Below are 11,718 nucleotides of genomic sequence, written 5' to 3'. Positions count from 1 at the left end.
TATTACTAATTTTGAATAAAAAAGCCATGGAAAAAGCAAGTAACATTCCCGAAAATTATCAGCGCATTATGCCCTACCTGATCATTAATGATGGAGAAAAATTTATAAAGTTTATGCAAAATGTATTTGATGCCAGGGAGCAGTACAAACAAATGCGCGATGAGAAAACGATTATGCATGCCGAAATAAACATTAAAGGCAGCACCATCATGTTTGCCGATTGTACAGACACTTATCATCAGCAAAACTCTGGTATGTTCATTTATGTAGATAGCTGCGACGAAACCTATAAAAAAGCTATTGACAATGGTGCCCAAAGTATTATGCCACCGGCCGACCAGTCTTATGGGCGCAGCGCGGGAGTTAAAGATCCGTTTGGCAACACCTGGTGGATAACCAACCCGATATAATACCTCATGAAATAGCACCGCTGCAGGTCAACAAAAGGATACTTTTAAAGTATCTGGTTAAATTCAAGCCGTTCGCCATCTGGGCCAGTAATGTTAAAGTATTTACAGCCGTTTTTCCAGAATTGCAGAAAAACAGGCGCTTCTTCTATTACATTAAACCCTGCCTGTTTAATTATTTTAAACGTTTCGTCAATATCGCTTACATCAAAAGCAACATGGTCAATATGACCGTTACTTCGGTTCCTGATTTCGGTTAGCCCGGCTTCAGGCAATTGATATAGCTCCATGATCATGTTGCCACGCTGCATCATGACACAAGTACCCGTTGATCCGCCATCTTTAAACGGCGCCTCCATTACATTGCTAAAACCCAGTCTGCTGTAAAATTCTTTCGACACCCCGACATCTGTTACCGGTATGCCAATATGCTGTATGCTATTGATTACTAAATTAATAGGCGTTGCCATAGGTATGTATCTATTAGTATAAATGATTTAACTAAGTTAGGTAACTTAGTTAAATCATTTTACACAACCTTAACACATTTGCCATAAATTGCTGTTAAACTTGCATCGAAAAATCAATTACATTAATGAAAATCGGAATTGTTTGTTATCCTACCTTTGGTGGAAGCGGAGTTGTAGCCACAGAACTTGGTAAAGCTCTTGCCGACCGTGGTCACCAGGTTCACTTTGTTACTTATAATCAGCCTGCCCGGTTAGATCTGTTTTCTGAAAACTTGTTTTACCATGAGGTATCAGTATCAAACTACCCGCTTTTTGATTTTCCGCCCTATGAACTGGCCCTGGCCAGCAGGCTGGTTGATGTTGTGCGTTTTGAAAAACTGGATGTATTGCATGTTCATTATGCTATTCCCCACGCATCGGCAGCTTTTATGGCCAAGCAAATATTGATGACCTATGGTATTTACATTCCTGTGGTTACTACCCTGCATGGTACCGATATTACCCTGGTAGGTAAAGACCGCACCTTTAACCCCGTAGTTACCTTTTCCATCAATCAGTCTGACGGGGTTACCGCGGTGTCTGAAAACCTAAGGCATGATACTTATGAGTTTTTCGAGATTGAGAATGATATTAAGGTGATACCGAATTTTATTGATCTTAACCGTTTCAGCCTTAAAGCAAAAGACCATTTTAAAAAAGCTATAGCCCCATCGGGCGAAAAAATATTGATACATACCTCTAATTTCCGTAAGGTAAAACGTACCGAGGATGTGATCAAGATATTTGCCAAAGTGGTAAAAAAAATCCCTTCAAAATTGCTGATGGTGGGCGATGGGCCCGAACGCTCCGCTTGCGAACAATTATGCCGCGACCTGAAGGTTACAGACAATGTTCGTTTTTTGGGCAAGCAGGATGCTATTGAAGAGATACTTTCAGTAGCCGACCTGTTTTTGATGCCATCACAATCAGAAAGTTTTGGTTTAGCCGCTTTGGAGGCCATGGCTTGTAAAGTACCGGTGATCAGTACCAACGCTGGCGGCCTTCCCGAATTAAATGTGGATGGGCTTACCGGTTTCCTGAAAGATGTTGGCGATGTTGATGGAATGGGCGAAAAAGCCATTTATATACTAAAGGATGAGGCCAGGCTTGCCACCTTTAAGGAGAATGCACTTGCCCGTGCTAAAGAATTTGACCTGTCGGCCATTTTGCCTTTGTATGAAAACTATTACCTGGAAGTAATTGATAAATGCAAAGATAAATGTAAGGAGGTGTGTAAAAAACCGCTTTAAACAAAAGCTCTTTCATAAACAATTATGTATAAATAAGTTACTCATTGCATAGCTTGTGCAATAACTAAGTTCAATATCCCTGCTGATGTAATATAGCCGATACAAATGAAAATTTATTTTCTAAAGGTTAAAATTTATCGCAAATGTTAATTAACTTAGAATTCTATTTCACCTTTAAAAAATAACTTATGGCAAAGCACACAACCCTAAAGCGTGGTCAAATACTTAAGTACATTGGTAAAAGATGGAAAAATTTGAACATTAGTAATAACCCCTTCGTGAAATTTTTAGGTTATGATGGTAGTGGCTTTGCAGATGTTTGGGTGGAATATCAAGGGCGTTTATTATTTATCTCCATTAAAGAAGTGGAACTCGCTATTTAAAGCCTCCGTTTTTTAAATCCCGTTTGGTCAGGTTTTGTTACTAAACTTGCACAGAATTGCTATGGCTTATAAAAAAGGTTGCCTTTTTATACCATAATAACATGTGCACGCTTATTTAACTCCCCGGTTTTTTAGCCGGGCTTTTCACAGTATCCTTAACCGCTTTGGGCTGAGGCATCGGTCCTCCTGCCTTGCTGACGGTGTCTTTAGCAGTGTTTGTTGGGTGCAATGTGCCTGTGCGTGTTTTATTCAAACTATCTTTAGTAGTATTAATTCCAGGCGCTTTAATAACTCCTGCTTTGCCAATGGTATCTTTTGTGGCTTTAACTGGCCGCCCCAATTTGGTTGAATCAGTTTTGGTTTGGGTTGAATCCTGATCGAGTTTCAACGGCCTGCCTAAACTATCTGTTTTAGCCTTATTTACGGTATCGGCTTTAGTTTTAGGCGGGTGTTTTAGAGCCGGTGGTTTTTTATGCCGTGATGGAATGATCGACTCTTTAGAAACCGGCCTGTCTTTTGGCTTCCATATAAACCCTTTTAATAGTTTATCGTCTTCGGTAGTTTTATGGATGGGTATGTACCTGTTTTCAGGCTTGGTCAAAAACAGCACGTCATTTACCTCGTTGTTTTTGAATGAAGCACGGATACGACTACTGAGCGATCGCTGCATGCCATTTACCTTTCCGCTATCGCGCTTAAAGAAAATGCTTTCGGCATTCACGGCAATATACATCTTATCGAGCTTGTCATTTTTAAAGAACCCGCGCATTTTTCGGCCCGAAGCCTGGTTAAAATGCAGGGAGTCCCCCTTTTCAATATTCACAATAAAGGCCGATGGGAACAATTCCATGTTATCCAGCTTTTTATTGCGCATCTGCAGATAAACCGTATCGCCGGATAGCTGCGAGCCCTGCGTCCAGAACATTGGTTTTACATAACAGCGTATGGTAGAATCGCTGTTACTGTAAAAAATTGAATCGGCCTTACCCTGCAAATCCGATTTGAATATTTTAGCATGATGATGGGCAATTAATATCCTTATCCGGGCAGTATCACTAACGTTAAATTCGCGGGTAGCAAAAACCGGGTCCTTTTTCATGTCTATCCTTCGCAGGCTATCCTGTTTCGCTCTTCTTAAAGCGGTTGCCTGATCTTTTTTTATCTGTGTGGAATCAACTTTAGGCTTTCCAAAAAAATCGCGGTGTAAATAGCTGCTATCCTTAGGTATCTTCAACGACACGGTGGGCATACCCTTAAGCTTGGTATTTAAAACAGCCAGTTTCATGCCGAGTTCTGAGGTATCTCTAAAATGCAGCATCCGCTGTTTTTCCTGATATATCTTCAGGTTTTTATAGGTCATGATCTGCGTTTCAAGCGTATCGGCGGTCATGAATATAGAATCGCGCTTAATTTTTTCCGCCTTTTTTGCCGTATCCGTCAACAGCGGTGGCTTGTCTCCTTTTTTGGGCTGCAGATCCTTAACTACCTTTGTCACGTTTGCAATTTTTCCGGCATCAACGGACTTAATATTTTTATTCTGTGAGGTGAGCGCCTTAACAACAGAATCCGCTTTTACTGAGTCGGCTTTACTTATTCTTTTTGTGGGCTTCAGATCCTCAGCCATTTTTGCCAGGTTCGTGATCTTTTTTACATCACCCGCGTTTATAGCTTTACCCTGCACGGCCAATGCCTTAACCGCCGAATCGGCTTTTGCCGAATCAACCTTGCCAACTATTCCTTTAGGCTTAAGGTCCTGCACCATTTTTGCCATATTGGTGATTTCCGCAGTATTTGGCGGAGCTTTAAGTTTTTTGCCGGCCACCGGGAGAGGTGCTTTAGAAACTGCCGAATCTGTTTGGGTGGTATCCTTTTGTTCGGTTATCATTACCATATAAGCATATTGGGTAACCACTGTGCGCTCATCGGCTTTATAATAAGTACCCAAATCGCCTTTGAGCGTTATTTTTTGTTCATTATCATTAAATGTGATGTTTTTAACCGCACGGCCATAACCTTTTAACCGGTCGTAAAATAAGCTATCGCCTTTTAATGTTTTGGTTCCCTGTTTGTACAAATTGTGTTTACCAAAAAAGGCCTGCTCGGTTACGGTATTATATAACCCGTTTTCGGTATACAGGGTATCTTTATCCTTTTTGCCATAAATGTTGGTAGGCCCGTAAAAATAAGCTATACGGGTACCGGTATTATATCGCAGGGTATCGTTTTTAATAATGGCATCAACGGTAGTAAGCACCACATCATAGCGAAAATAGGAATCGCGTGAGTAAGCAAAATAGTAACCGTTTTTACTGGTGAGCACATTATCCTTATTGACCAGTTTACCACCACCGGTATAGGTGCCTATGCGTGTAGAAGTATTGTAAGTAAGATAATCAGTTGTTAGTGTGGCATCGCGGTCAACCATTTTTACATTATTGGTTAATACAGCCAGCTTGGTATTACCGTTATAGTTCAATTTGTCCGAAAAGATGTTCAGTGTATCACCCTGGTTGATATTTACATTCCCAAAGGCATCAAAGGCATTATCCTGCGGATAAAAATAAGCACTATCTGACCGCAGCGTGGAGAAATCCTGTTTAAATGTGCCCTTGTAAACCTTAATTGCATCGCGACCGTTAATTTTAGTACCCGTACTGCGTTCTGATTGAATTAAGTTTACAATTGATTTCTTTTTTTGGCCCATAACAGTGCCCACGATCATCAATAATAAAATGCTTAAAACGTATTTCCTCACGTCGGCAAAATTAGTTTTTTGTTGGGGTTATTAAATTAATAATTTTGGTGAATGCTACCACTTAAGCAATTTGTTGATTTTATTGAACAAAATACATTGTTTACTCCTCAAAGCAAAATTTTAGCTGCGGTAAGCGGTGGCATGGATTCTGTTTTAATGACCCACTTATTAAAAGCTGCTGGCTATAACTTTGGCATTGCCCATTGTAATTTTCAGTTACGCGGTACCGAAGCCCTGCGCGACCAGGAGTTTTGTAATAATCTGGCCAATCAGCTTCGTGTACCCTTCCATACCGTCAATTTTGATACCCTGAATTATGCGGCCGATAAAAAAGTATCAATCCAGATGGCCGCGCGCGAACTGCGTTATCAATGGTTTGATGCTGTTTGCCAGCAATCAGATTACCAGGTTATTGCGCTTGCACATCACCAAAACGATACAATTGAAACAATATTGTTAAACCTTACCCGTGGTACCGGCATAGCCGGCATGCATGGCATTTTGCCCAGAAATGGCAGGTTGGTGCGCCCGCTGCTGTTTTTAAAGCGCGATGAAATAACAACCACTATTGCCGATAACAACCTGGCCTATGTAGAAGATAGCTCAAACGCGTCGGCAAAATATGCACGCAATAAGATACGGCTTGAGGTTGTACCTAAACTAAAGGAGTTAAACCCCAGTCTGGAAAAAACATTCGACAATAATCTCAAACACTTCCGCGACCTGGAAGTGTTGCTTGAAAACCAGATAGCTTATTTAAAGGAAGCTATAATTGTACAGGGGCCCGATGGTACTTATTTATTACTTGACGAGGTAAAAAAATTAAATCCTCTCCACTTGTTACTTTTTAAGTTGTTGCAGGAATACGGTTTTAATGAAACTACCGTTGATGATCTGATATCGGTTTTACATAAGCATTCCGGACGTATTTTTGAATCAGCGGAGTTTTTGCTGATACTTGACCGCGACAGGCTGATACTTAAAAAAAGAATAGACGAGGGGCCGGAACCTGTAATGATAGGGGAAACAGACCATGAGGTAAACTTTGGGGGGTATAATCTAAATATATTGCATGACGACAGTCCGCTGATAATTAGAGATAACCCCATGGCGGTGTCTATTGATTCGGCTTTGTTGATATTTCCGCTAACATTAAGGGCGTGGCAGGAAGGTGATCATTTTTTTCCGTTGGGCATGAAAGGGCGAAAAAAGATAAGTGATTTTTTTATCGGTCAAAAAATTGCGCTGCATCAAAAAAATGAAGTTCCTTTGCTCATAAATGGCAACGGCGATGTGTTATGGGTTGGCGGTTACCGGCCGGATGAAAGGTATAAAGTAAGCAATAACACTAAAAAAGTTACTATCTTCGAATTGTTTAAATTAAGATGAGCGATAAACCGATCTTTGTAGAAAAACAGTACCTCGGCAGGGAATTTATACCTATTACCATACGCCTTGTTCTGGCTATGTTTTGCTTCGCAGCCTACTTTTTTACTGATGAACGTGAACGTAATGGTGACCTCCTGGTAGTGGTGGGCTTCGCCATTATCATCATATCCATTATCATGGGTTTTTTACTCCATTTTGGCACCAGGGTACAAAACAAAAGCATATTGCTTAATGGTTTATGGACCGCCCGCCTGGTAAAAATTGACCTGAACAGCATTGTGAAGGTTGAAAAAGGATCATACAGCCGTTACCTGTTCAACAACCCGGTGTACAATTTGCATACTAAGGGTACCATCAGGTTTTATGCTGCCGGTAATGATGCCATACATCTTACAGACAGGGATGGCCTGCTTTATATTATTGGCTCGCAACACGCCAACGAGTTTTTAAGGGCTATACAGGAAGAAATGAAAAAGTAAATGGCAGCAGGTATACCATGCCTGTATTGTTGCTCTCCCACCTACGTTGTTTTCAGCAGTTATTTATAAAATTTAAGCATATTCAAACATTGTAAGGCCAAATTTATTATATCAGTTTGCTGAATTACATATCTTTAGGCCATTATGCTTTCTATGAATAATCAAATTAAACGCTTCGCGTTGGTATTGCTGACCATGATTTCGATAATAAATGCGGGATGTAATAATGCAAACTCAAATAATCGCGGCAAAAAAGAGCTCATATCTTTTAAACCCGTACAGGGCATTAAATATATTGAGGTAAAGCGGCTCCAAAAAAATGGCCTTGCATTTAATGAATATGGTTACCAATTACAGCCCGAATGGCAAATAAGTTTCACTAAAGATGATTCGGCACGTATCTACAGCCCCATAAAAAAGCAATTCATAAATTTTCCGCTTAGCCGTGGGTACGACTCAGTTTTTAATACAGCAAGAACGTGGCTTAGGATGAGAAAAATGAATAAGGATAGCATGATACTTGAAATACTTAAAGCGCAAAATGATTCCATCGACATTTCGGGCGCCAAGGTATTTATGACATTTTACGCTGAAAATTATATAAAGAACGTTTTGCATTCTGATACCGCTACGCTAAAGCGCCCCAGCCGTAGGGATACCCTTTATGTAAAAGGTTTGGTAGCCAAAGCAAATAGCGATATTAATAAAGCTTTTGCGGCCCGCGAGGTAGTTACCTTAACCAGCAAAAGCCCCCGGGTAAAAGTAACTAAACGCAGAACGGAAGGTACTTTGCTGAATAATTTTGATACCTCTGACGATTATCTGAGCCCTACATTTGATATCACCATCGATAAAGCTTACCAGGACTTTTATTACTCGTTTTCAATTTGTGTGGATGCCCAGGGACAAATGCATTATGGCAAACCATTGATCGGGTTTAGCGAACAAGGTTATGAGGAAACTTATATCCGTCTTTCGCGGGCACTTATGGATAGTTATCTCAAATATTACTTACAGATCACCCCTGGGAAAACACTCAACATACCCCACGCAAGTGTTATATCTGTTCATGTGGAGGGCAAAACAGCCCCGGCTAAGACGGATAAAAATAAATAAACGTACCAACCGCAAAGCTTTAAATAATTAAGCGTGCAATTAATTCTAAAAAAATTATGGAAATCAGGGAAGCGCAGCATCTTGTAGATAAGTGGATAAAAACCATGGGTATCAGGTATTTTAATGAGCTTACCAATACGGCTATTTTGATGGAGGAGGTGGGCGAGGTGGCCCGCATTATGGCGAGACAGTATGGCGAGCAATCATTTAAAAAATCAGATACCGAGGTAGACCTGGCTGATGAAATGGCGGATGTGCTTTTTGTATTGATATGCCTGGCTAACCAAACCGGAATTGACCTTACGGATGCGCTGGAGAAAAATATGGAAAAGAAAAGCATCCGTGATGCCGACCGGCACAAGAATAATGAGAAACTGAAATAGTCTTTTGTAAAATATAATTTTAAATAAATCGAATAAACAAAATATAATTTTATTTTTAATGAATTTTACATAATTTAATAAGGCCAATTTCGTTTAGATATAAAATTAATTAGCCTTATTATGAAAATTTATCTTATCTCCATTACATTACTCCTGGCCTTTCCGGGATGCACACATAAAGCTGAGGAAAAGTCTAAAACTGTTGATCTCGCCGTATTTACGCCACCTGTTTTAAAAGCAGACAGAGAAACGACAACGGAAAATTTTGCAATAGCCAAGCCAGCTGGTAATGCAGACATTAAGATTACAGATGACGCCATTCATGACACATCAAAAAAGATCATAAAAAACGGCACCATACAATTTGAAACCAGTAACATTAACAGCACACGGAAAGTGATACTGCAAGCAGTTAAAAAATATGGCGGTTATGTAGATGAGGACAATCAATCAACCAACAGCGGCGCAAACCGTAAAGAGTATAATTTAAAAATAAGCATCCCGGCAAAGTATTTTGATCTCCTGGTTGATTCCGTTTCTGGCGTTGCCGGTAAGATCGATTCAAAAAACATTTCCATAACCGATGTTACAACCCGTTACATCGATATGAAAACCCGGCTGGACAACAAAAAACTATTGGAGAACCGATATCTCGAACTCTTAAAAAAGGGTTCAAAAATATCAGACCTGCTGGAAATTGAGAACAAGCTCACCGAAATCCGCAGTGATATTGAATCAACCCAGGGACAGTTAAATTACCTCAATAAACAGGTTGCCTACAGCTTTTTGGATATAACTTTTTATACTCAACATGTTGAAAAAGCCGACAAAGGCATGGATACTGGCGATAAGTTTAAAACCGCCGTTGTTGGTGGCTGGGTCTTTTTACAGAACCTATTTTTCGGTATAATCAGCTTATGGCCAATCACCCTGATAATCATAATTATTTATTTAATGATAAAAAAATGGAGAAAAAAGCAAGTGAGAACTGTAGCGTGATCTTTATGCTATTATATATATCTCCTTGCTTGCTGAAGTCGCCATGCTGCGTTGACAATAATACATTTATTGTTTATTCATCAACACTTATTTGAACCTTACCTAAACCAACCTCACCAACCGCTCTCCCTGCAACACGGGGATTGCGGTTGTAATATCAACCTGCAGGCAAAACTCAATATCTTTTTCTATACCCAGTTTTTTAAGGCGCTCGCCGTGTGATGTTTTTTTAAGATACTGGTTGATATCACCTTTCCCCACCTGAAAAAGATCATTAGCTGCCATCGCAGCATCGTCAGGTACATAGCCTTCACCCTTTAAATGCTCAATAACGGCGCCGGCAAACAGGGTGTCTTCCAGGTTAAAATTATTTTTCCAGCCGGCACAAACCAACAATATATTTTCATGCTGTGTTTTTAGCCAGATACTTAAAGCTGTAAGATTTAAAAAAGATCCGATAACAATTTTTTTTGCGCTGCGCGATAAATGCAAAGCATGTGTGCCGTTGGTGGTAGTAAGCACTACGGTTTTGCCCGCCACTTTTTGGGCAGTGTATGAAAATGGAGAATTGCCAAAGTCAAAGCCATCCACTACTTTCCCGTCGCGTTCTGCTGCCAGAAGGTAATCCAGCCCTTTCTCTCTATACGCGGAACATTCCTCAACTTGTGATACCGGGATAATAGCCTCAGCACCGTTTTCAATACCATAGCAGATAGATGATGTTGCCCTAAAAATATCAATAACCACTACAATGTACTCTTCTACATTAAAAAGCGGTAACAGCGCCGGGGTAAGGCAAACGTGCGCCGCCCGGCCCCCTGAGGGAGGTGTTTGAATATCGATATTATTTGACATAGTTAAATATTTGTAGTGTTCGCCCTCAGTGGGGCAGGACAGCCTAAGCTTTATAAAAAGGAGGTTTTACCACTTTTGCCTTAACTTTATTGTCCCGGATACTGATGTATATTTCCGACCCTTCTTTCGCAAATTCAGTGTCTACATAACCCATGCCTATGGCTTTTTGTAATGATGGCGATTGTGTTCCTGAAGTTACCTTGCCTATATTGTTTCCGTTGGCATCAACAATGAGGTAATCATGACGTGGAATGCCGCGGTCTATCATTTCAAAGCCCACCAGCTTGCGGCTTATCCCGGCTTGTTTTTGCTGTTGTAAAGCTGCCGAGTTGGTAAACTCCTTATTGAATTTGGTTACCCAGCCCAAACCTGCTTCTAACGGGGAGGTGGCGTCATCAATATCATTACCGTACAGGCAAAAACCCATTTCAAGGCGTAAAGTATCCCGGGCGCCTAAACCAATTGGTTTAATACCCAATGGTTCGCCGGCCTTAAAAATGGCGTCCCAAATATGCTCGGCATATTGATTTTCAAAATATATTTCAAAACCTCCGGCCCCGGTATAACCGGTTGCCGATACCAGCACATTTTCTATACCGGCAAAGTTTCCTTTTTTAAAGGTGTAATATTCCATTGACACCAGGTCAATATCAGTAAGGCTTTGCAGGGCTTCGGCTGCTTTCGGGCCTTGTATGGCCAGCAGCGAGGTACGGTTTGATATGTTTTTCATATCAACGCCCATGGTATTATATTTTGATATCCAGTTCCAGTCCTTATCAATGTTTGAGGCGTTAACCACCAGCATATAGGTTTTCTCATCAATGCGGTAAACCAGCAGATCGTCAACTATGCCTCCATCCTCATTTGGCAGGCAGGAGTACTGTACTTTACCATCATATAATTTTGAAGCGTCATTACTGGTAACGCGCTGAATAAGGTCAAGCGCATGATCTCCTTTTAAAATAAACTCGCCCATGTGGCTTACATCAAATACTCCAACTCCCTTGCGTACAGTTTCGTGTTCTGCATTGATGCCAGTATATTGTACAGGCATATTGTAGCCCGCAAAAGGTACCATTTTGGCACCCAGTTTAGTGTGTATATCCGTTAAAGCCGTGTTTTTCATTCGTCAACATCTGTTGGCGCAAAAGTAAATATTCTGGCGGTAATTTTGAGTGTTTCGTAATTATAGC

Annotated in this window: 12 protein-coding genes; 8 read left to right on the top strand and 4 right to left on the bottom strand. The window is 40.6% G+C overall.

Translation table 11 applies throughout. The features are described from left to right. Nucleotides 1-26 precede the first annotated feature (26 nt). Nucleotides 27-410 carry a VOC family protein gene (locus J2W55_RS10890; RefSeq protein ID WP_310095527.1) on the top strand — a complete coding sequence of 128 codons (384 nt, stop codon included), beginning with the start codon at nt 27-29 and terminating at the stop codon, nt 408-410. Nucleotides 411-454: 44 nt separating this feature from the next. Here the strand turns inward: J2W55_RS10890 and J2W55_RS10885 are convergent, their stop codons facing one another. Continuing rightward, entirely contained in the window at nt 455-877 is a 423-nt protein-coding gene (locus tag J2W55_RS10885) for a VOC family protein (protein ID WP_310095525.1), read from the bottom strand. A 125-nt stretch (nt 878-1,002) separates the two neighbouring features. Here J2W55_RS10885 and bshA point away from each other — a divergent pair, with 125 nt between their 5' ends. Beyond that, entirely contained in the window at nt 1,003-2,166 is a 1,164-nt protein-coding gene (gene bshA, locus J2W55_RS10880; protein WP_310095523.1) for an N-acetyl-alpha-D-glucosaminyl L-malate synthase BshA, read from the top strand. A 188-nt stretch (nt 2,167-2,354) separates the two neighbouring features. Continuing rightward, on the top strand, nt 2,355-2,549 hold the full coding sequence (locus J2W55_RS10875; protein ID WP_310095521.1) for a hypothetical protein: 195 nt from the start codon (nt 2,355-2,357) through the stop codon (nt 2,547-2,549). A 115-nt stretch (nt 2,550-2,664) separates the two neighbouring features. Here J2W55_RS10875 and J2W55_RS10870 read toward each other — a convergent pair whose 3' ends face one another. After that, nucleotides 2,665-5,304, bottom strand: a complete 2,640-nt coding sequence (locus J2W55_RS10870; protein WP_310095519.1) for an OstA-like protein — start codon at nt 5,302-5,304, stop codon at nt 2,665-2,667. A gap of 51 nt (nt 5,305-5,355) precedes the next feature. Between J2W55_RS10870 and tilS the strand changes: the two genes are divergently transcribed. The 5 genes from tilS to J2W55_RS10845 all read left to right on the top strand — a co-directional run bounded on the left by tilS (nt 5,356) and on the right by J2W55_RS10845 (nt 9,670). Beyond that, nucleotides 5,356-6,693 carry a tRNA lysidine(34) synthetase TilS gene (gene tilS / locus J2W55_RS10865; RefSeq protein WP_310095517.1) on the top strand — a complete coding sequence of 446 codons (1,338 nt, stop codon included), beginning with the start codon at nt 5,356-5,358 and terminating at the stop codon, nt 6,691-6,693. Then, nucleotides 6,690-7,172: a hypothetical protein gene (locus J2W55_RS10860; RefSeq protein ID WP_310095514.1), complete on the top strand. Its 483-nt coding sequence runs from the start codon at nt 6,690-6,692 to the stop codon at nt 7,170-7,172. The genes tilS and J2W55_RS10860 overlap by 4 nt, the downstream gene beginning before the upstream one ends. A gap of 153 nt (nt 7,173-7,325) precedes the next feature. Next, on the top strand, nt 7,326-8,288 hold the full coding sequence (locus J2W55_RS10855) for a hypothetical protein (RefSeq protein ID WP_310095513.1): 963 nt from the start codon (nt 7,326-7,328) through the stop codon (nt 8,286-8,288). A 56-nt stretch (nt 8,289-8,344) separates the two neighbouring features. Continuing rightward, a complete protein-coding gene (locus tag J2W55_RS10850) occupies nt 8,345-8,671 on the top strand; it encodes a nucleotide pyrophosphohydrolase (protein ID WP_310095510.1) in 327 nt (108 codons plus the stop codon). Nucleotides 8,672-8,791: 120 nt separating this feature from the next. Further along, a complete protein-coding gene (locus tag J2W55_RS10845; RefSeq protein ID WP_310095507.1) occupies nt 8,792-9,670 on the top strand; it encodes a DUF4349 domain-containing protein in 879 nt (292 codons plus the stop codon). 102 nt (nt 9,671-9,772) lie between these two features. Here the strand turns inward: J2W55_RS10845 and J2W55_RS10840 are convergent, their stop codons facing one another. Continuing rightward, nucleotides 9,773-10,525, bottom strand: coding sequence for a 2-phosphosulfolactate phosphatase (locus tag J2W55_RS10840; RefSeq protein WP_310095505.1), 753 nt, complete (start codon nt 10,523-10,525; stop codon nt 9,773-9,775). 43 nt (nt 10,526-10,568) lie between these two features. Next, nucleotides 10,569-11,651, bottom strand: a complete 1,083-nt coding sequence (gene gcvT, locus J2W55_RS10835) for a glycine cleavage system aminomethyltransferase GcvT (protein WP_310095502.1) — start codon at nt 11,649-11,651, stop codon at nt 10,569-10,571. Nucleotides 11,652-11,718: the final 67 nt, after the last annotated feature.

It is taken from the genome of Mucilaginibacter pocheonensis (assembly GCF_031456535.1).
In the GTDB taxonomy this organism is placed as follows: domain Bacteria; phylum Bacteroidota; class Bacteroidia; order Sphingobacteriales; family Sphingobacteriaceae; genus Mucilaginibacter; species Mucilaginibacter pocheonensis.
This window is presented reverse-complemented; position numbering and strand designations above follow the sequence as displayed.